This window comes from Mycolicibacterium baixiangningiae, from assembly GCF_016313185.1.
GTDB lineage: Bacteria > Actinomycetota > Actinomycetes > Mycobacteriales > Mycobacteriaceae > Mycobacterium > Mycobacterium baixiangningiae.
This window is the reverse complement of the sequence record NZ_CP066218.1, coordinates 3,471,701-3,491,222: the sequence shown is the minus strand read 5'-3', so window position 1 is coordinate 3,491,222 and position 19,522 is coordinate 3,471,701. Positions and strand designations below refer to the sequence as shown.

At 66.9% G+C, this 19,522-nt stretch carries 19 protein-coding genes and 1 pseudogene; 7 read left to right on the top strand and 13 right to left on the bottom strand.

Annotated elements, in window-relative coordinates; all coding sequences use genetic code 11:
* Positions 1-31: 31 nt before the first annotated feature.
* A complete protein-coding gene (locus I7X18_RS16325; RefSeq protein ID WP_193043114.1) occupies positions 32-1,018 on the bottom strand; it encodes a peptidylprolyl isomerase in 987 nt (328 codons plus the stop codon).
* A complete protein-coding gene (locus I7X18_RS16320; protein ID WP_193043113.1) occupies positions 1,018-1,893 on the bottom strand; it encodes a peptidylprolyl isomerase in 876 nt (291 codons plus the stop codon). The genes I7X18_RS16325 and I7X18_RS16320 overlap by 1 nt, the downstream gene beginning before the upstream one ends.
* Positions 1,894-2,024: 131 nt before the next feature.
* Between I7X18_RS16320 and I7X18_RS16315 the strand changes: the two genes are divergently transcribed.
* Positions 2,025-2,690 carry an MBL fold metallo-hydrolase gene (locus I7X18_RS16315; RefSeq protein ID WP_193043112.1) on the top strand — a complete coding sequence of 222 codons (666 nt, stop codon included), beginning with the start codon at positions 2,025-2,027 and terminating at the stop codon, positions 2,688-2,690.
* Positions 2,687-3,943, top strand: a complete 1,257-nt coding sequence (gene hisS / locus I7X18_RS16310) for a histidine--tRNA ligase (protein ID WP_193043111.1) — start codon at positions 2,687-2,689, stop codon at positions 3,941-3,943. Before I7X18_RS16315 ends, hisS begins: the two co-directional genes overlap by 4 nt.
* Here the strand turns inward: hisS and I7X18_RS16305 are convergent.
* Positions 3,940-5,097 (bottom strand): zinc-binding dehydrogenase, encoded by a 1,158-nt coding sequence (locus I7X18_RS16305; RefSeq protein WP_193043110.1) that lies wholly within the window; start codon positions 5,095-5,097, stop codon positions 3,940-3,942. The genes hisS and I7X18_RS16305 overlap by 4 nt on opposite strands.
* 42 nt (positions 5,098-5,139) lie before the next feature.
* Complete coding sequence (locus I7X18_RS16300) at positions 5,140-6,360, bottom strand: helix-turn-helix domain-containing protein (protein ID WP_193043109.1); 1,221 nt, start codon at positions 6,358-6,360, stop codon at positions 5,140-5,142.
* Positions 6,361-6,560: 200 nt separating this feature from the next.
* Here I7X18_RS16300 and I7X18_RS16295 point away from each other — a divergent pair, with 200 nt between their 5' ends.
* Positions 6,561-7,886 carry an MFS transporter gene (locus I7X18_RS16295; protein ID WP_193043108.1) on the top strand — a complete coding sequence of 442 codons (1,326 nt, stop codon included), beginning with the start codon at positions 6,561-6,563 and terminating at the stop codon, positions 7,884-7,886.
* A gap of 32 nt (positions 7,887-7,918) precedes the next feature.
* On the top strand, positions 7,919-8,911 hold the full coding sequence (locus I7X18_RS16290; protein ID WP_193043107.1) for an ornithine cyclodeaminase family protein: 993 nt from the start codon (positions 7,919-7,921) through the stop codon (positions 8,909-8,911).
* 15 nt (positions 8,912-8,926) lie between these two features.
* Here I7X18_RS16290 and urtE read toward each other — a convergent pair whose 3' ends face one another.
* The 5 genes from urtE to urtA are packed head-to-tail and all read right to left on the bottom strand — an operon-like array spanning position 8,927 to position 13,715.
* Complete coding sequence (gene urtE / locus I7X18_RS16285; RefSeq protein WP_193043106.1) at positions 8,927-9,619, bottom strand: urea ABC transporter ATP-binding subunit UrtE; 693 nt, start codon at positions 9,617-9,619, stop codon at positions 8,927-8,929.
* Positions 9,619-10,446 (bottom strand): urea ABC transporter ATP-binding protein UrtD, encoded by an 828-nt coding sequence (urtD, locus tag I7X18_RS16280; protein ID WP_193043105.1) that lies wholly within the window; start codon positions 10,444-10,446, stop codon positions 9,619-9,621. The genes urtE and urtD overlap by 1 nt, the downstream gene beginning before the upstream one ends.
* Complete coding sequence (gene urtC, locus I7X18_RS16275; RefSeq protein WP_193043104.1) at positions 10,443-11,564, bottom strand: urea ABC transporter permease subunit UrtC; 1,122 nt, start codon at positions 11,562-11,564, stop codon at positions 10,443-10,445. Before urtC ends, urtD begins: the two co-directional genes overlap by 4 nt.
* Positions 11,561-12,445, bottom strand: coding sequence for an urea ABC transporter permease subunit UrtB (gene urtB, locus I7X18_RS16270; protein ID WP_193043103.1), 885 nt, complete (start codon positions 12,443-12,445; stop codon positions 11,561-11,563). Before urtB ends, urtC begins: the two co-directional genes overlap by 4 nt.
* A gap of 4 nt (positions 12,446-12,449) precedes the next feature.
* Positions 12,450-13,715 carry an urea ABC transporter substrate-binding protein gene (urtA, locus tag I7X18_RS16265; protein ID WP_193043102.1) on the bottom strand — a complete coding sequence of 422 codons (1,266 nt, stop codon included), beginning with the start codon at positions 13,713-13,715 and terminating at the stop codon, positions 12,450-12,452.
* A 376-nt stretch (positions 13,716-14,091) separates the two neighbouring features.
* Between urtA and I7X18_RS16260 the strand changes: the two genes are divergently transcribed.
* Positions 14,092-14,298: a hypothetical protein gene (locus I7X18_RS16260; protein WP_193043101.1), complete on the top strand. Its 207-nt coding sequence runs from the start codon at positions 14,092-14,094 to the stop codon at positions 14,296-14,298.
* Positions 14,299-14,366: 68 nt separating this feature from the next.
* On the opposite strand, the gene I7X18_RS16255 is transcribed toward I7X18_RS16260, so the two are convergent.
* Positions 14,367-14,570, bottom strand: a complete 204-nt coding sequence (locus I7X18_RS16255) for a cold-shock protein (protein ID WP_011559693.1) — start codon at positions 14,568-14,570, stop codon at positions 14,367-14,369.
* Positions 14,571-14,702: 132 nt separating this feature from the next.
* On the opposite strand from I7X18_RS16255, the gene I7X18_RS16250 reads away from it, so the two are divergent.
* A complete protein-coding gene (locus tag I7X18_RS16250; RefSeq protein WP_193043949.1) occupies positions 14,703-15,719 on the top strand; it encodes an Rv2578c family radical SAM protein in 1,017 nt (338 codons plus the stop codon).
* 8 nt (positions 15,720-15,727) lie between these two features.
* On the opposite strand, the gene I7X18_RS16245 is transcribed toward I7X18_RS16250, so the two are convergent.
* The 3 genes and pseudogenes from I7X18_RS16245 to I7X18_RS16235 form a co-directional block, all read right to left on the bottom strand.
* Complete coding sequence (locus I7X18_RS16245) at positions 15,728-16,996, bottom strand: acyl-CoA dehydrogenase family protein (RefSeq protein WP_193043100.1); 1,269 nt, start codon at positions 16,994-16,996, stop codon at positions 15,728-15,730.
* Positions 16,993-18,135 (bottom strand): acyl-CoA dehydrogenase family protein, encoded by a 1,143-nt coding sequence (locus tag I7X18_RS16240; RefSeq protein ID WP_193043099.1) that lies wholly within the window; start codon positions 18,133-18,135, stop codon positions 16,993-16,995. The genes I7X18_RS16245 and I7X18_RS16240 overlap by 4 nt, the downstream gene beginning before the upstream one ends.
* A gap of 47 nt (positions 18,136-18,182) precedes the next feature.
* Positions 18,183-18,371, bottom strand: a pseudogene (locus tag I7X18_RS16235) (amidohydrolase family protein); the annotation flags it as partial.
* Between the two features lie 257 nt (positions 18,372-18,628).
* On the opposite strand from I7X18_RS16235, the gene I7X18_RS16230 reads away from it, so the two are divergent.
* Positions 18,629-19,522: an acyl-CoA thioesterase gene (locus I7X18_RS16230; RefSeq protein ID WP_193043098.1), complete on the top strand. Its 894-nt coding sequence runs from the start codon at positions 18,629-18,631 to the stop codon at positions 19,520-19,522.

Sequence of the window (19,522 nt, the reverse complement as noted above, 5' to 3'; positions counted from 1 at the left end):
ACCAACAGCGTCAGTTCGAGCGCCGCGCCGCTCAGTCCAGTCGAAGCGATTCGATCCTCACCTCGGCGGCCGGTTCACCGTCGTCACCGCCACCGGGGACCCCGCGTGCGGCGATCTTGTCGATGGTCGCCAGGCCGGTCGCGTCGACGGTCCCGAACACCGTGTACGTCGGCGGCAGGAGCGTGTCGCCGTAGACGAGCATGAACTGGCTGCCGTTGGTGCCGGGGCCGTTGTTGGCCATCACCAGCGTGCCCCGTGGATAGACGATCGGACGCCGCAGCCCCGGATCGGACAACCGGTACTGGCTCGTGGGGTATTCGTTCGGGAAGCGGTAGCCCGGTCCGCCCGCGCCGGTGCCGGTCGGGTCGCCGCACTGCAGCACCTTCATGGCGCGGGCGGTGGTGAGCCGGTGGCAGGTGGTGTTGTCGAAGAAGCCCTGCTGGGCCAGGCTGGCGAAGTTGTTCACCGTGCACGGCGACTTACCGTTGTCGAGTTGCAGTCCGACGTCACCCTGGCTGGTCGACATGCTGGCGCTGATCTGCGCCGGATCTGTCGGCACGCGCCCGCTGCGCGGTGGGGTGACCGGCGTGCTGGCAGGGAGGTCACCCTTCGGGTACTGGCAGTTCGCGCCCAGATTGCGCGGCGCGACGAACGCGGGCAGCCGGCCGGCGTCTCCGGGCGCCGCGGTGACCCGGGTCGAATCGTCGGGCAATTGGCTGACGCTCTGGGCGAGAGCGACCAGGAACAGCAGCCCGAAGACGACGACCACGATGGTCAGCGCCGTCATGACGTAGCCGATGATCAGGCCGGCGAGCGCGAGACCGCGGCCGTCCTCGCCGGTGCGCTTGATCTGAGACAGCGACAGGTGGCCGAACACGATGCCCAATGGGGCGAAGAGGAATCCGCACACGAGCGCCGCGACGGCCCACGCGTTCGTCGAACGTGGCGGCGGATAGGCACCGGGGTATCCGGGTGGGTACCCCGGCGGCGGCGGATAGGGCCCCGTCGGGTAGCTCATCAGTCGAGCAGGATCGACTTGACCTGGACCTCCTCGGCCGGCGCACCGTCCTGACCGCCGCCGTCGACGCCGGCCTGCGCGATCTTGTCCAGGGTGGCCAGACCGGTCTCGTCGATCTTGCCGAACACGGTGTAGCCCGGCGGCAGCTGCGAGTCCTGGTAGACCAGGAAGAACTGGCTGCCGTTGGTGTCCGGCCCGGCATTGGCCATCGCTATGGTGCCGCGCGGATAGAGGACCGCTTCCTGGAGCGCGGGGTTGTCCTGCTGGTACTGGTTCGTCGGGTACTCGTTGGCGAACTCGTAACCCGGCCCGCCGGTGCCCTTGCCGGTCGGGTCACCGCACTGCAGCACCGACAGGGTCGGGCTGGTGGTCAACCGGTGACACGGCGTGTCGTTGAAGTAACCCTGCTGAGCCAGGCTGGCGAAGCTGTTGACGGTGCAGGGGGCCTTGGCGTTGTCGAGCAGCAGACCCAGGTTGCCCTGGTTGGTGGACATGCTGACACTGACCTCGGCGGGTTCGGTGGGCACCTGGCCGGTACGCGGCGCATTGACCTTCTTGCTCGCCTCGCCGGACGCCGGGTACTGGCAGTCCGCGCCCAGACCCGCCGGCGGTGCGAACGCGGGCAGCTGACCGTTGGCGGCCGGCTGGGCGGGGCCCGATGTGGTCGGGGTGGGGGTCTGCGCCGACGCCGTGGTGTCCGACGAGTCGCGGTTGATGACGACGGTCGCCACGATGGCGCCGATCACGAGGACCGCGGCTACGGCGGATCCGACGATCGTCGCGATCCGTCGCTTGCGGGCCTGCGCGGCCTGGCGCTCGAGCTGCCGTTCGAGTTTGCGTTTGGCCGTCTCGCGTCGTTGTTCGTTGGTCGGCACCGCCGCTGTCCTCCTCGTCTGCGCGGTCATACCCGCGTCCGGTCGGCACCGAGTGTGCCAAAACTTGCTGAGGGTGGGGTGAACGACCCGCTGGAAAAGGCCACCGCGACCGGCATGGGAAACTGGCATACGTGTTGATCACCGGATTCCCGGCGGGCATGTTGGCGTGCAACTGCTACGTGCTGGCCCAGCGACCGGGGTCCGACGCCATCGTCGTCGACCCGGGTCAGCGGGCGATGGCGCCGCTGCGCCGTGTCCTCGACGAACACCGACTGACCCCGGCGGCGGTGCTGCTGACCCACGGACACATCGATCACATCTGGTCGGCGCAGAAGGTCGCCGACACCTACGGCTGCCCCGCCTACATCCATCCCGAGGACCGGCCCATGCTGACCGACCCGATCAAGGGCTTCGGCCCCAGAATCGGGCAGATGCTGCTGGGGGCGCTGTTCCGGGAGCCGCGCCAGCTGATCGAACTCGACCGCGACGGCGACACGCTCGATCTCGGCGGCATGGTGGTCACCGTCGACCACACGCCGGGCCACACCCGCGGGTCGGTGGTGTTCCGGCTGGCGGGGGACACGTCGCCGGTCGCGCTGACCGGGGACACCTTGTTCCGGAGTTCGGTCGGTCGCACCGATCTGCCCGGCGGCAGCGGACGCGATCTTCTCGGCTCGATCCTGACCAAACTGTTGGTGCTCGACGACGACACCGTGGTCCTGCCCGGACACGGGCCGAAGTCCACGATCGGCACCGAACGCCGCACCAACCCGTTCCTCGAAGGGCTGATTCCGTGACCGAGACCGCGTTCCAGGCGCCCAAAGGTGTCCCGGACTACCTTCCGCCGGAGTCGGCGCAGTTCGTCGCTGTCCGCGACGCGCTGCTGGCGGCCGCGCGCCGGGCCGGATACGGCGACGTGGAACTGCCGATCTTCGAGGACACCGCGCTGTTCGCCCGCGGCGTGGGGGAGTCGACGGACGTGGTGTCAAAGGAGATGTACACCTTCGCCGACCGCGGCGACCGCTCGGTCACGCTGCGCCCCGAAGGCACCGCCGGGGTGATCCGCGCGGTGATCCAGCACCGCCTCGACCGGGGTGCGCTGCCCGTCAAGCTCTGCTACTCCGGTCCGTTCTTCCGCTACGAGCGGCCCCAGGCAGGCCGGTACCGCCAACTGCAGCAGGTCGGCATCGAGGCCATCGGCGTGGACGATCCGGCGCTCGACGCCGAGGTGATCGCGATCGCCGACGCCGGGTTCCGGTCACTCGGACTCGACGGTTTCCGGCTCGAACTCACCTCGCTCGGGGATGACACCTGCCGGCCGCAGTACCGGGAACTGTTGCAGGACTTCCTGTTCAGGTTGGACCTGGACGAAGAAACGCGGACCCGGGCCACCATCAACCCGCTGCGTGTGCTCGACGACAAGCGCCCGCATGTGCGGGAGATGACCGCCGATGCGCCGGTGATGCTCGACCACCTGTCCGACAGCGCAAAAGCGCATTTCGAGGCGGTGCAGGTGCACCTGCAGGCGCTCGGCGTGCCGTTCGTGATCAACCCGCGCATGGTGCGCGGTCTGGACTACTACACGAAGACCACATTCGAATTCGTGCACGACGGACTCGGCGCGCAATCCGGCATCGGCGGCGGCGGACGCTACGACGGCCTGATGCGCCGACTGGGCGGTCAGGACGTGTCCGGCATCGGCTTCGGTCTGGGCGTCGACCGCACACTGCTGGCGCTGCGGGCCGAAGGCAAGACCGCGGGGGAGACGGCCAGCTGCGACGTGTACTGCATCCCGTCCGGTCCCGACGCGAAGGTCGACATCGCCGTGCTGGCCGCGGATCTGCGCCGGGCCGGCGTCCGCGCCGACGTGGCCTACGGGGACCGCAGCCTCAAGGCGGCGCTCAAGTCGGCCGACCGGACGGGGGCGTCGATCGCACTGATCGCCGACCCGGGTGGCGCCGCGGTGAAGGTGAAGAACCTCGCGAACGGCGAGCAGACCGAAGTCGAGCGCGAAGCCGTTGTCGCAGAGGTGGTATCGCGCTTGGGTTAGAGCGCGGCGGCGGTGCTGCGCGGGTCGATCAGCACCTTGGCGTGTGCCTTGGCGGCGCCCAGCACCTCAAAGGCGTTCGCCACCCCGTCGAGCCCGACGGTGCCCGTGACGAGCGCCGACGCGTCGACCTTGCCCTCGGCCAGCATGTGCAGCGAATCGCGGAACTCCAGCGGGGTGTAGCCGAATACGAAGCGCAGGTCGAGCTCCTTGCCGATCGCCATGGCCGGCCGCAGGCGGTCCTCGCCCATGCACACCCCGACCACGATGACGCGGGACTGCAGCGGGGCGGCGCCGACGATGCCGTCGATCATGCCGGGCACGCCCACGCACTCGAACACGACCGGCCGTTTCGGGCCCGCGGCGCCCAGCGCCTCGGCAGCCCGGTAGAGGCGTGTCCAGCCCGGTACGCGGCGCAGCTTCTCCATGGAGCCGACGCCGAGTTCGTACAGTTGCGGAGCCTCGGTGATCGTGCCTCGCTGACCACTCGCCTCGTAGGGTGATCCGACGGCCGGGTCGACGACGACGTGGGCACCGCAGCGCGTCGCCAAGGACCGCCGGGTGGCGGAGAAGTCGCTGGCGACGATCGTGCCCACTCCGAGCGCTTTGAGGTGACAGATCACCGCGAGGCCGACGGGGCCGCAGCCGATCACGATCGCGACGTCGCGCTTTCCGATCTCGCTGCGCCGTACCGCATGCAGGGCTACGGCCATCGGTTCGGTCAGCGCGGCGGTGTCGAGGTCGAGCCCGTTGGGGATGACGAAGCTCATCGCGGCCTCGGCGAGCACCTGCTCGGCGAAGCCGCCGGGCGCCAGGGGGGAGAGCCCGGTCAGGTGAACACCACCGGCTGCGCGCACCAGCGGGAACGAGACCACCGGCGCGCCGACTTTGAACTCCTTGCCGGCGCCCTTTCCGCGCTCGGCCACCTCACCGCAGAACTCGTGGCCCATGACGACCGGTGTGTCACTGCGCATGAAGTCCGGATAGCCGACACCGTTCATGACTTCGGTCAACTCGTCGGAGTGGTCCTTGGCGTGCAGGTCGGATCCGCAGATCCCGCACCGCCGCACGTCGAGCAGCAACTGGCCTTTCGCCGGCTGCGGGGCGGGCAGGTCGACCACCGACAGGGTGCCGTGTTCGCAGCTGACGGCCTTCACGAGTGCGCCTTTTGCATGCGGGCAGTATGCACCCTGGTCCGGTCAGACCTGTTTTCCTGACACAGGGGTCTTCACCAGTTCTTCCAACGGCGAGGCATGCATGGCGACGCGTAGCCACACGGCGAACCCGAGGAATCGGTCAGCCGGAACGGCCATGTCCAAACCTGTCAGCTCGGTGATCTGTTGCAGACGGTAATGCAGCGTTGTCCGGTGTACGTGGAGGATCTCCGCGGGGCTTCGGCTCCGCCCCGATCGCAGCAGCGCACCCACCGTGACGAAGGCGAAACTCTCCGGATCGCGCAGCAACGAGTCCAGCGACTCGGTCCGTCCGTCGAGGCTCGACGGGTCGTGCGTGGTCAACGACGCGAGCGGCGCAACCTGGTCCCAGGCGACGACATCCTCCTTGTGGTACAGGTGCAGGCAGATGAAAGCCGCCTGGGCAGCGCGGGCGAAAAGCTCTCGCACGCTGTCTAATTCGCCGAACCTGCTGATTCCGCAGCCGAACCGGCCGGGAGCGCCGCCGAGGGACCGCCTGCACTCGTCGAGTAGCCATTCCCGGGCATCGGAGCCGGCAGCCCCCGGCTCGTCGGCCCGGTACACGGCCACGGAGCACCCATCGAGTTCCGCCGTACAGACCAGGCTGACTCCTAGATCGGCCGTCGACCGCGCGACGTCGCGGAACGCGCTCATGACGGGACGTTCCGACGCCGTCGCGGTCTCGGCGTAATGGGCGACTGCGACGTATCGGGAGCTCCTGGCGGCGGCGCCGGTCTCCGGTGGGAGGTCGAAAGGACGCTCTCCGGCCAGCAGCGCACGAATGTGGCGTTCCAACGCAACCGCGTTCGGCAGCGATACGTCGTCGCGACGCCGGGCGGAGAGCACGTGAGCCAGTCTCGAGCAATACCGCTCGATGAGGTCCTGCGGCACGGGTTTGTCGAGGTCCACCAACCACAGGAACGCGACGTTGCCGGCCTCACCGCGAATGGGGAAGCCGATCCGTGCCGTCAGGGACAGATCCGGCCTGGCGGGAACCCGGACCGGTGATGTCGAGGCGTCGCGAGTGTAGGAGGTGAAGTAGTCGCGGTATTCACGGGGGATACGGCGGTCCAGCATCAAGCGAACGCGGTAGGGGTCGGCATCACCGAAGTGGCGGCTGACCACGATCAGGTTCCCGTGGAGATCGTCGACGGCGACGGACTGCCTGAGCCGGTCCGCAAGACGGTCCACCAATTCCTGTGCCTCGTCGACCAGGTTCACGTCCACGGATCCATCCTCGCGGACCGCTGTATTCGGTTTTTCACCACCCCGAACTGCGCGTTTCAACAAGTGTCGTACGGCACCGTGTGACGTTCCTCCGCATGCCGCGTGACTCCACGGTGTGACTCAGCTCAAACTCGACGGACAACACCAGAGCCCCGTCGTACGGCGGACGCCACCACTGGCTTGCGCCGATAAGGAGTCACATGTCGAAGCGCCCCCTGGGGATTTCGGACTCGAGCCCCACGGCGGCCGAGGCGACGTCGATGGACAACGCCAAATGGAATCGCCTTCACACGCTGGCGGCGTTCTGCACCCTGGGCGGGACAGCGCTCGACGGGTACATCCTCGGTGTGGTCGGCGGTTCGATCACTGCGGCCACCGATGAAATGCGCTTCTCACCGGTCAGCCAGGGTCTGGTGGGCGCCAGCGCCCTGATCGGCATCTTCATCGGCGGCCTCTTCCTGGGACAGGCCGCCGATCGCTGGGGACGACGAGTCGTCTTCCGCTGGAACCTCGTCGCCTTCATCGTCCTGTCGCTGCTTCAGCTGGTCGCGGTCAGCACATGGGACCTGACCCTCTACCGCATCCTGATCGGCGTCGCGATCGGCGTCGAGTACGCCGTAGGTGCGGCGCTGCTATCGGAATTCGTGCCCGCACGCACCCGCGCGGCGCTGCTGTCCACCCTGCAGACCACCTGGTTCGTCGGCTTCGTCGGCGCGAACTTTGTCGGCCTGGCGTGGGCCGAGGACAACTGGCGGCTGGTCCTTGCGAGCAGCGCGATCCCCGCCATCCTCGTCGCGGTCGCACGAATCTGGCTGCCCGAATCACCCCGGTGGCTGCAATCGCAGGGCCGCGTCGCCGAGGCGCAGACGATCGTCGACAAGCACTTTCCGCCCGGGACGACGCTGCCCGAGATCGAGCCCGCAGTCACCTCCGGCAAGTTCTCCGAGCTGTTCAGCAAGGAGCACTGGCGCAATACGACCTACGGCGGCCTGTTCTGGGCGTGCCAGGTCGGCCCGCTGTTTGCGATCTTCACCTTCATCACGCCGGTTCTGGACAATCTCGGCCTACCGTCCGGGTTCGAACGTGACTTCATCATGAACATGCTGCAGCTCGCCGGCGCCGCCATCTTCATCTGGGTGGTCGCCGTGACCAAGCGGCGCTCCCTGGCCGTCTGGACGTTCGGAGTCACGCTCGCGGCCCTGCTGGTGCTCGGCATCTTCCCCGCTGCGCCGCTGGCGGTGCTCGCCATCGCGACCGGGGTCTATCTGTTCGTCGCATCCGGCGCGTCCAACCTGCAGTTCGTCTACCCGTCGGAGATGTTCCCGACCCGACTCCGCACTACAGGGGTGGGCTTCTCGGCATCGATGAGCCGCGTCGGCGCCGCGATCGCGACGTACCTGCTGCCGGTGTTGATCGCCGGCATCGGAATCAACCTGGCGTTGCTATCCCTCGCGCTGTTCCCGTTGATCGGCTTCCTCGCCTCGCTCGCGTGGGCTCCCGAGACCAGCAAAGCCGTAATCAAGTGACCTCAGCTCGCCATGAGAAGGGACCGAAGTAGATGACCGGCATCGTCAAGGGAAAGAACCTGCTCTACCTGTCCAAGTCCGACGTCATCGGGCTCGGCCTCTCCCGGCAGTCGATTCTCGACAAGGTTCTCCAGTCGCTCGTCGAGCACGGCAACAAGCGCTACGAGATGCCGGCCAAGATCGGCGTGCATCCGTATGAGGACGTGTTCTTCCACGCGATGCCGGCCTATCTGCCGGAGATGAACCTGGTGGGGGCCAAATGGATCGAGTGCTATCCGCGGAATCCGCGGGAGTTCAACCTTCCGCAGACGACCGGCCTGTTGTGCGTCAACGACGTCGAGACCGGGGTGCCGGTGTGCGTCATGGACTGCAGCTGGCTGACCGCGGTGCGGACGCCGGCCGTCACCGTGCTGATGGCCAAGAAGCTGCACCCGGACGCAACCCGGTTCGGCATGTTCGGCGCGGGCGTTCAGGGCCGCGAGCACGTGCTGTTCGCCGGCCACTACCTGGACAAGCTGGAAGAGATCGTGGTCTACGACAGATTCCCGGAAGTCGCCGAGAAGATGGTCGCCGAGATCCAGAGCGAGGTCCCTGTCCCCATCCGGGTCGGGGAGTCGATCGAGCAGATCGTCAAGGAGTGCGAAGTGCTCAGCTCGGCCACGGTCGTCGTGCGCGAGCCGCAGTCACATGTAAAGGACTCTTGGGTGTCGGCCGGCCAGACGATCATCCCGTGTGACCTGAACACGTTCTGGGCGCCGGAGATCTCGCATCGCGCGGACGCCTACATCGTCGACTCGACCGATGAGCATGATCTGTTCGTCGAGATGGGCTACTACCCCGGAGGTAGCCCCGCGATCACCGCCGAGACCGGGGAGGTCCTGGCCGGTCTCCATCCCGGCCGCACCAGCCCCGACCAGCTGATCGTCAACAGCAACATCGGAATGGCCGTGTGCGACATGGCGGTCGCGTCGGCCATTCATGAAGCGGCGCTCGAAGTGGGGGCGGGAGTCACGCTCGAACTCTGAGAGGCGAGGGCCCAGTCAGATGGCCATGGCGGCGCGCACGTCGGCCTCCGACGCCGAACCGCCGGTGCCGCTCGACGTGATGCGCCCGGCTTCGAGGATGTAGTACCGCTGCGCGGATTCCAGCGCGAAGCCGATGTGCTGTTCGACGAGCAGGACGCCGAGGTTGCCGCGTGCGGTCAGAGCGGTGATGGCCGCCTCGATCTCGGCGACAACGGACGGCTGAATGCCCTCGGTGGGTTCGTCGAGGATCAGGCATTTCGGGCTGGTGATGAGTGCGCGGGCGATCGCGAGCTGCTGGCGCTGACCACCGGAGAGCAGGCCGGCGCGGCGGGTCAGCAGTTCCTTGAGCGCGGGGAACAGATCGAGCTGCTCGTCGATCAGCTGTTTGCCGTTCTTGCGGCCATCGGCGACCACCTGGAGGTTCTCCGCGGTGGTCAGCTGACCGAACGACTGCTGACCCTGCGGCACATAGGCCAGCCCGCGGGCCACCCGCGCGCTGGGCCGGAGTCTGGTGATGTTCTCACCTTCGAACTTCACCTGTCCGCCAGTGCATTTGAGCAACCCCACCGCCGCCCGCAGCAGCGTGGTCTTACCGGCGCCGTTGTGGCCCATCACCGCGGCCACCCCGTCTGGAGGCACCTCGATGCTCGCGCCGTGGAGGACTTCGGACCGCCCGTACCCAGTGCGAACGTCGACGAGTTCCAGCATCAGTCATCTTTTCCGACGAGTTCGTCCGCGATGCCGTCGGCACCCGCGGCGGCGGTGCCCAGGTACACCTCTTGCACCTTGGGGTTGGCCTGCACCTCGGCGACCGACCCTTCGGCGATCACCTGTCCGCGGGCGAGCACGGTCACCGACGTCGCGAAGGCACGCATGAAGTCCATATCGTGTTCGACGACGACCACCGTGCGCTCACTACCGATGCGGCGCAACAGGTTTCCGGTCTCTTCGCGTTCCTCGGTGCTCATCCCCGCAACGGGTTCGTCGAGCAGCAGCACGTCGGCGTTCTGCACCAGCAGCATGCCGATCTCCAGCCACTGCTTCTGTCCGTGGGCGAGGACGCCTGCGGGTTTGTCGGCCATCTCGGTGAGCCCGACGGTCTCGAGTGCCTCCTCGATCGCCGGCGACACCCCACGCCGGCGGCGCAACAGGGTCCAGGCCGATCGGTGGGCACCGGCGGCGATGTCGAGGTTCTGCAACACGCTGAGCTGTTCGAAGACGCTCGCCGTCTGGAAGGTCCGTCCCACCCCCAGCTTGGCGATCTGGTGCACCTTCTTGCCGAGCAGTTCCACACCGGACTTGTTGACCGAGCCGGCGGCGCCGACCAGACCGGTGATGGCGTCGATGACCGTGGTCTTACCGGCGCCATTGGGCCCGATGAGGAACCGGAGATCACCCTGGAACAGTGTCAGGTCCACATCGCTGACCGCCTTGAAGCCGTCGAAATCCACGGTGAGACCGCGCACTTCGAGATACTCCGCACCCATCCCCGCGTTGCCGCCGGCGACCGGTTCGAGATCGGGGGTGGTGGTCATGTGGGCGCTCCCACCTTTTGGGTGTCCGGATCGGGGTCTGACTGCAGGTCCGGGTCCGGTTCTGCCGGTTCGGGTTTACGCCCACGCCGTCGCTTGAGCAGGACGCCGAGCCCGGCCAGGCCGGCGGGGAAGAAGCCGACGACGACGATGAACAGCAGACCCTGGGCGTAAATCCACTCCGATGGAAACCGTTCGGAGAACAGCGTCTGCGCCCACGCGACGCCGATGGCACCCAGTACCGGCCCGAGCAGGGTGGTCCGGCCGCCGATCGCGACACCGATGAGGAACGCGATGGACGGCAGGATGCCCACCTGTGACGGCGCCATGAACCCGACGATCGGTGCGAACAGCGCACCGGCGATGCTGGCGAACAACGCGGCGACGGTGTAGGCCACCACCTTGATGTTGGCCGGGTCGTAGCCGAGGAAGCGCACCCGTTCCTCACCGTCACGCACCGCGACCAGCAGTTCGCCGTAGCGGCTCTGCATCAGCTGCCGCACCACCGCGACCACGACCAGCAGCACGGCCGCGGCGATGAAGTAGAGCATCTGCTTGTTGACCGGATCGTTGAGGGCGAACCCGAAGAAGGTCCGGAAGTTCGTCAGCCCGTTGCTGCCGCCGAGCCCGGTCTGGCCGACCAGCAGGATCGCCAACGCCGCGGCGAGAGCCTGCGACAGGATCGCGAAGTAGGCGCCCTTGACCCGGCGCTTGAACACCCCGAAGCCCAGGACCGCGGCGATGCCGGTGGGAATCAGCACGATCGCCAGCAGCGTGAAGGCGGGGGAGGTGAACGGCGCCCAGTAGCCGGGCAATTCACGCACGCCGGCGATCTGCATGAAGTCCGGCACGTCGTCTCCGCGCAGTTGCGCGTCGGAGATCTTGAGGTGCATGCCCATCATGTAGCCGCCGAGGCCGAAGAACACCCCTTGGCCGAGGACCAGCATGCCGCCGCGACCCCAGGCCAGGCCGATGCCGACCGCGACGATCGCGAAGCAGAGGAACTTGGCCAGCAGGCCCAGCCGGAAGTCCGACAGGATCGCCGGCGCCACCGCGAACAACAGCACCGCCGCGACTGCGAACCCGGCCCAGGTCTGCCAACGCCCGAGAAGTGTCCTCACACGAGACTCCTTGTCCGAACGGTGAACAGGCCCTGCGGACGAACCTGCAGGAAGATCACGATGATCACGAAGACGATCACCTTGGCCAGCGACGCGGTGGTGTTGTACTCGATGAACGAGTTCAGGAAGCCCAGCGCCAGCGCCGCGATGACGGTGCCCTTGATCTGCCCGAGGCCGCCCACGACCACCACCAGGAACGCATCGATCAGGAAGCTCTGACCGGTGGTCGGGCTGGTCGACCCGATCAGGGTCAGCGCGACCCCGGCCACCGCGGCCAGACCCGACCCGATGAAGAACGTGGTGATGTCGGTCTTGCGCGACGAGATTCCGCTGGTCTCGGCGAGATCGCGGTTCTGCACGACCGCGCGGATGCGTCGGCCCATCGGGCTGGTCTTGAGCACGGTGGCCAGCACCGCGACGCACACGACGGCGAGCACCAGGATGAAGATGCGGGTCTTGGGCACCACCGCGCCGAGGATCTCCACGCCGCCGGAAAGCCACGACGGCGCAACGACGTTCACCGCGGGAGCGCCGAAGATGTCCCTGGCGATCTGCTGCAGGATCAGGCCGACACCGAAGGTGACCAGCAGCGTATCGAGCGGGCGGTGATACATCCGCTGGATCAGCGTCACCTCGAGCAAGGCGCCCATCGCGCCGCCGACGAAGAACCCGACCACCAGCGAGATGAGCAGTGACGCACCGGCGCTGGAGATCACCTGCTGCACCACATAAGCGGTGTAGCAGCCGGCCATGATGAACTCACCGTGGGCCATGTTGATGACTCCCATCTGACCGAAGGTCAGCGAGAGTCCGAGCGCAGCCAGCAACAGGATGGAGCCGAGGCTCAATCCCGTTGCCAGCTGCCCGATCAGGACGTCCACGTGCTCAGCTGGAGAGTCCGGCGGCCCACGGGTAGGACTTCAGGTACGGGTCCGGCTCGATCGGCCCGGGGGATTCCCAGATGGTGTAGATCAGTCCGTCGGGGCGGATCTCACCGATGCGGGCGGTCTTGGTGATGTGGTGATTCTCGCCGTCGATCGTGACCTTGCCTTCGGGTGCGTCGAACGACACGCCGCCTGCGTTGTCCTGGATGGCCTTGACGTCGAACGACTTCGCCTTCTCGACGGTGTTCTTCCACAGGTAGACCGACACGTACGCGGCCTCCATCGGATCCGAGGTCGGCTTGTTGGCGCCGTAGGCCTTCTTGTAGGCGGCGACGAACGCGTTGTTCACCGGCGTGTCGATGGTCTGGTAGTAGTTCCAGGCCGTCAGCTGACCGGTGACGTTCTGCACGCCGATGCCGCCGACCTCTTCTTCGGCGATGGACACCGACACCACCGGCATGGCCTGCGGGGTGAGGCCCACGTTGCGGTACTCACGGAAGAACGCGACGTTGGAATCGCCGTTGAGCGTGTTGAACACCGCGTCGGCGTCGGCCGTGCGGACCTTGTTGACGATGGTGGAGAAGTCGGTCGAGCCCAGCGGCGTGTAGTCCTCGCCCTTGATCTCGATGCCGTTGGCCTCGGCGTAGGCCTTGATGATGCGGTTGGCGGTCTGCGGGAAGACGTAGTCGCTGCCGACCAGGTACAGCGATTTTGTGCCCTTCTCCTTGAGGTAGTCCAGCGCAGGCACGATCTGCTGGTTGGTGGTGGCGCCGGTGTAGAAGATGTTCTTCGACGCTTCGAGTCCCTCGTACTGCACCGGGTAGTAGAGCAGCGAATTGGCGCTCTCGAAAACCGGCAGCATGGCCTTTCGGCTCGACGAGGTCCAGCCGCCGAACACGGCGGCGACACAGTCGCTGCTGATCAGCTTCTCGGCCTTCTCGGCGAACACGGTCGGCTCGGAAGCGCCGTCCTCGCCGATGAGCTGGATCTGCTTGCCCATCACCCCACCGGCACCGTTGATCTCGTCGACGGCCAGTTTGATGGCGTCGCGAACGGTGACCTCCGAGATCGCCATCGTGCCCGACAGCGAGTTGAGCGAACCCACCTTGACGTTCGCGCCGGAGGTGTCCACGCAGGACGCGGCGCTCGCCGCATCGGTGTCGGTGGCCTTGCTACCGCAGCCGGCCAGCAACATGGCGGTCACGGCCACCAGACTTCCCGCAGCAAGTGCGGATCTGTGGAACGGGGAGCGTCCTGGTTGTCGCATGGAGGGCCTTTCGGTCAGTCAACAGCGCGGGCACGCGCAGGCACCGAGGCAGTGCCGCACCGGCACGTTAAGACGCCGGTGTTTCTGGCAAATGACTGTGTGTGACGAACAAATTAACCTGCACGGCTCGCGTCTGGACGCGGCTTCAACGGGGTATCCGAGCCGGTTCGGCCGTGGCGAGCGCCGATCCGGCCACGGAGCGCGGCTCTCACCTGGTCACCTACTCGGTGGTGCGCAGGCAAAGTCAACGCGCAGCTCGATATCTGGCAACTCGGGCCTTGGACAGTGTCGTGGTCCCGCGGTCGGACGGGGGCAGCGGTACGCGGTGCGCGCTCGCGCTCGGTGATCCGGCCGCGCCGAGATGGAGGAGGAGGGTATGGTGGAGGGTGACCCGCTCACGTCAGCGGTGTTTTCCGGCCGAAAAGACGGCCGCTCCGTAGAAACTCTTGAAGGGTTTTCACCAATGAATAACGGCGATCTTTTTTCGCATCCCGTGGTCAACGAGCCGAGTCCGGCGCAGGAATCGTCTCCGCCCGTGCAGAATCCGGAATTCTCGGACGCACCAGACGAGAAGAAGCGGTGACGATCGACTCCTGAAAACGACTGTGGGCCGCCGGAAAAATCCGGCGGCCCACAATTCGTTGAGATCTGCTAGATCGCGGTCACCGAGGTAGCCTGCGGACCCTTTGCACCTTGTCCGATTTCGAATTCGACCCGCTGATTCTCCTCGAGCGAGCGGAAACCGCCGCCTTGGATCTCAGAGTAGTGGACGAAGACGTCATCAGAGCCGCCGTCGGGAGCGATGAAGCCGAAGCCTTTTTCGCTATTGAACCATTTAACGGTTCCCTGTGTCATCTTTATTACTTTCGACTTACCTACGAATGCAGAGAGCATTCTGCGTTCAGGCTAGCACGGTTGGCGGGTCACCCGTCAACCGAGGCCGTACCCGGCCTTGACAGGACTTCGAACCTACGTTCGAATATGGCTATGCGCTGGGCCGGTCAGAGTGTCGAGGTCGACGACGGAGCGCTGCCCGGCCTGCAGCGCATCGGTTTCGTGCGCAGTGTGCGGACGCCGCAGTTCGAGGGGATGACATTCCACGAGGTGCTGTGCAAGTCCGCGCTCAACAAGGTGCCGAACGCGGCGATGCTGCCCTTCCAGTACACGGTCAACGCCTACCGAGGCTGCTCGCACGCCTGCCGCTACTGCTTCGCCCGCCCCACCCACGAATACCTCGACTTCGACAACGGCACCGATTTCGACACCCAGGTCGTGGTCAAGACGAACGTCGTCGACGTCCTGCGTCGGGAGTTGCGCCGGCCGTCGTGGAGCAGGGAGACCGTCGCCCTCGGCACCAACACCGACCCCTACCAGCGCGCCGAGGGCCGCTACGGCCTGATGCCGGGAATCCTCGCCGCGCTGAGGGATTCGCACACGCCGTTCTCGATCCTGACCAAAGGCACACTGCTGCGCCGGGATCTGCCCTTGATCACCGAGGCGGCCGAACGGGTGCCGGTGAGCGTGGCCGTCTCGCTCGCGATCGGTGACCCGGACCTGCACCGCGACATCGAACCGGGCACCCCCTCACCGCAGGCGCGGCTCGCCCTGATCGCCGCCATCCGGGAGGCCGGCCTGGACTGTCACGTGATGGTGGCGCCGGTGCTGCCGCGGCTGACGGATTCGGTGGAACATCTCGACAGCCTGCTGGGTGACATCGCCGCGGCCGGTGCCCGGAGCGCGACGGTGTTCGCGCTCCACCTGCGCGGTTCGACCCGCGGCTGGTTCATGTCGTGGCTGGCCGGCGCCCATCCCGAGCTGGTCGGGGATTACCGGGCGCTTTACCGGCGTGGTGCCTATCTGCCCGCGGACTACCGCGACATGCTGGCCGCCCGCGCTGCGCCCCTGCTGAAGAAACACGGGCTCACCGGTGGGCGCCGTCGCACGGAGCCTCTCGTCGGGGCGGCCACGATCGCGGCGGCGCCGGTGCAGCCCACGCTCTTCTGACGACTCCGTCAGGCATGGTTGCGCTTGACGTCCTTGAACGGCACGCCGCGGTCGGCCGCATGCTCGCGGGGGAAGCCCAGCACGCGTTCGCCGATGATGTTGCGGGCGATCTCGGTGGTGCCGCCGCCCAGGGATGCGGTCTGCCGCGACAGAAAACGCTCGCCGAATCGGATGAGCCCGTCGCCGCCGTCCACCACCGCCGAACTCTCGGAGATCGAAAGCGCTGTGTCGATCTCGAACTGGATCGACTCGGCATGGGTGATCCGGATGATCGACCCGGCCGCCGGGGGCAGGGTGCCGTCGAGCACACCGTGATACACGTGGTCGATCAGTTGCTCCTGCACTTTGCGCCGGACCAGTGCCCGCCCGGCCATCTCGCGGATGCGCTCGCTGTCGGACTGCCCGGTCGCCGCCAGCAGGGCGACGTAGTCGACCGGCTGGTCGGTCATCCCTTCCGGCCCGATGCCACTGGCGAATTCGGAGCCGCCACCGACCGCGCGCCGCTCGTGGTAAAGCTGGCGTGACGCTACTTCCCAGCCCTTGTTGACCTCGCCGACCACGGCGTCGTCACCCAGCTCCAGATCGTCGAAGAACTCCTCGCAGAATTCGTTGCCGCCGTCGACCTGTTTGATGCGGCGCATGGTGATTCCCGGAGCGTCGAGCGGCACCAGGAACATCGTCAGGCCCTCGTGTTTGGGCACATCCCAATCGGTGCGCGCCAGCAGGAGCCCGTAGTCGGCGGCGAAAGCGCTTGTGCTCCAGGTCTTCGCACCGTTGATCACCCACGTGTCGCCGCGGCGGTCCGCCCGCGTGATCACCCCGGCCAGGTCCGAGCCGCCGCTGGGCTCCGAAAGCAGCTGCACCAGGATCTCGTCGCCGCGGATCACGCCGCCGATGTGCTGCTGTTTCTGCGCCTCGCTGCCGGTGTCGAGGATGGTGGCCGCGCAGATCGTGAACGTCGGCGTGTTCAGGATGATCGGCAATTCGTAGGGCTTGGACTCCTGGTCGAATGCCCGCTGATAGGCGATGGACAGGCCCAGGCCGCCGTACTCCCTGGGGAAACAGATGCCTGCGAATCCGCCCTCGTGCAGCTTCTTCTGCAGCTCCCGGGCGCGCAGCCACGGCCCTTCCTCGCCGCGATCGGCGTCCGGCGGGTTGGCCGGGTCGATAAGCGGCATGGTGTCGGCGAGCCACGTCCTGGCCCTGGCCTGGAACTCCTCGACCGACTCGGCGGCCTCGGTGGGCGCCAACTGGTCACGGGTGGGCGTCTCGGTCATGAGGCGGACTCCAGCTCTTCAGTGAGCGCGTAGACGCGCAGATTGTGGTCCTCGGGGGTGCCGGACATCGACCGATACAGCGCCGCGCGCCGAAGGTAGAGGTGCAGATCGTGCTCCCAGGTGACGCCGATGCCGCCGTGCAGCTGCACGCAGTCCTGGATCATGGGCGACGCATGTTCGCCGACATACGATTTCGCGGCGCTGACGTTGAAGTTGGCGTCGGGTGCCCGGTTCGCCACCGAGGCCACAGCGGCGCGGGTGGTCGCCCGGCACGCCTCCACGCCGATCTTCAGGTCGGCGAACCGGTGTTTGAGCGCTTGATAGGACGCCAGTGGCCGGCCGAACGAATGCCGGTCGAACGCCCATCGCACGGTCAGGTCGACGACCGTGCCGAGGATGCCCACCACTTCGGCGCACTGCAGCACCTGGGCGATCTGGCTCTGCCTGTCGATCAGCACAGCGGTCTGCTCCGCGGTTCCCACCGCCGCCGACTCCTCGACCTCGACACCGGAGAACTGCACGCGGGCGTAGCGTTTGACGAGGTCGATAGAGCGCTGCGGTTCGACCGTCACACCCGGTGCGTCCGTCGGGACGATGAACTGACGCAACGCACCGTCGCAGAGGGTCACCACCAACACTGCAGCACTCTGCTCTCCGGCCTCCACGCGGTCGGCGACACCATCGAGGCGGAAGCCCGATCCGGTGGCGGACGCGGTGACACCCGGGTGGTGCGGTGACCATCCGTGGCCGGGTTGGTAGACCGCCCACGAGGCCACCGACTCACCGCTGACGAGCGATTCGATCAGTTCGGCGTGGCGTTCGGGTTCGTCCGCATCCACGAGGCCGGCCAACACGGTCGACACCGGGTGCAGGGGACCCGGTGCGACGGTCTTGCCGATCTGCTCGGCGACGAGTGCGAGGTCGGCGACCCCGTTACCGGAGACGCTGCCGCCGCCGAGTTCTTCGGGCACCAGCAGGCTGGCCCAACCCAGTTCGGCGGCGCGCTGCCACCATTGCGGCTCGAACGACTTTCCGGTGGAATGCAATTCGCGCACCCGCGCCAGCGACGCCTCTTTCTCGAGGAATGCCTGCGCCGTCGAGGCGAACAGCAGGCTCTCCGGGGAAGTGACCTCCGTCATGAGGCGGTTCTCTTCTCTGTTTCCGTAAAGGAATCTGGTCAGGCGATGCCGCCGCTGGCGTGTGTGACGTAGTCCTGCTGCGCACCGTGGCCGGCGACCACCTCGAAGGTGTGGTTGGGGATGTCGTCGATGACGCCCTTGCGACGCTCGGGCAGGAACTGCGTCAGCGCCTCGTGGGGCTCGCAGAAGTGATCGTCCGCGTCGAACACCGGAAAGGACAGATCGCGGGTGGGCATATCCGGCTCCTGGAAGTGACGTTAACGCTCAGCGGTAATGACATTACCATCGGCGAAGAGGCCTCGGCAGGGGGTCAGCGGGCCGGCGCGAGGGACGTGACGTCGTCGGGCACGGCTCACGCGGCCCGTTCGGCTTCGCCATGGGGCCTCTTTCGCGTCGGACCAACCCTTGATGAGAATGACGTTACCGCTTTCGCAGAAGGCTATGTAGCTTCTCGATAGGGTGCACCGAAGACCACGGACAGGGGCGTGACGATATGACCACCGAATCCAAACAAGAGACCGCGCAGGGACCATGGACGGTCGAGATGTTGCTCGACCTGTTCGATGCGCAGCCTGCCGGCGACAACCGGTTCACCGCGCAGACCGGCGTCGCGGCTGCCGACGAGCGCCAGGTGGTCGAGGGCACCCAAGTACTCGCCCAGGCGATCGTGGCGGTGGGCAAGCGGTTCCCGGACAAGTCGGTGCGCTCGGCGTATGCGGTGTTCTCTCGGGTGGTGGTGGTCGGCCCGCCGGTCGAGCTGGAGATCGACGTCGTCTCCGAGGGTCGGTCGACGGCCACCGCGGTCGTGTCGGCGTCGCAGAACGGCAAACGGTGCATCACCGTCACGGTGTTCACCGACGTGCCGTCGGGCGATGTGATCCGTCATCATCTGCCGCGGCCCGCGGTGGTGCCGCCGGCCGAGGCCCATCAGGCCGAGATGCCGATGGTGGGCCGGCAGGTGCGGTTGGTCGACGTCGTCGACGTGAACAGCCCCGACGAGGTCGGTCCGCCTGAGCTGCACGCCTGGCTGCATTACGACCCGATCCCGCAGCGCGATGACCTGGCGAAGGCGCTGATCGCGTATTTCACTGGACACCTGGGTATTTCGACGACGATGCGGGCTCATGAGGGGATCGGGACCGCGCAGGCGCACCTGACGGTGTCGACGGCGCCGATGACGATCAGCGTGAGTTTCCATGAGCCGGTGCGCTGGGACGGCTGGCTGCTCTACACCCACGAGAGCACGCAGGTGGGGGCGGGCATGTCGTACGTGCGCGGTGCGGTGCACACCGAAGACGGTGAGCTGATCGCCTCATTCGGCCAGGACGGGTTGATCCGGCCGCTGCGCACCACGGACAACACGATCGCCACGCAGAGCCGGCTGTGA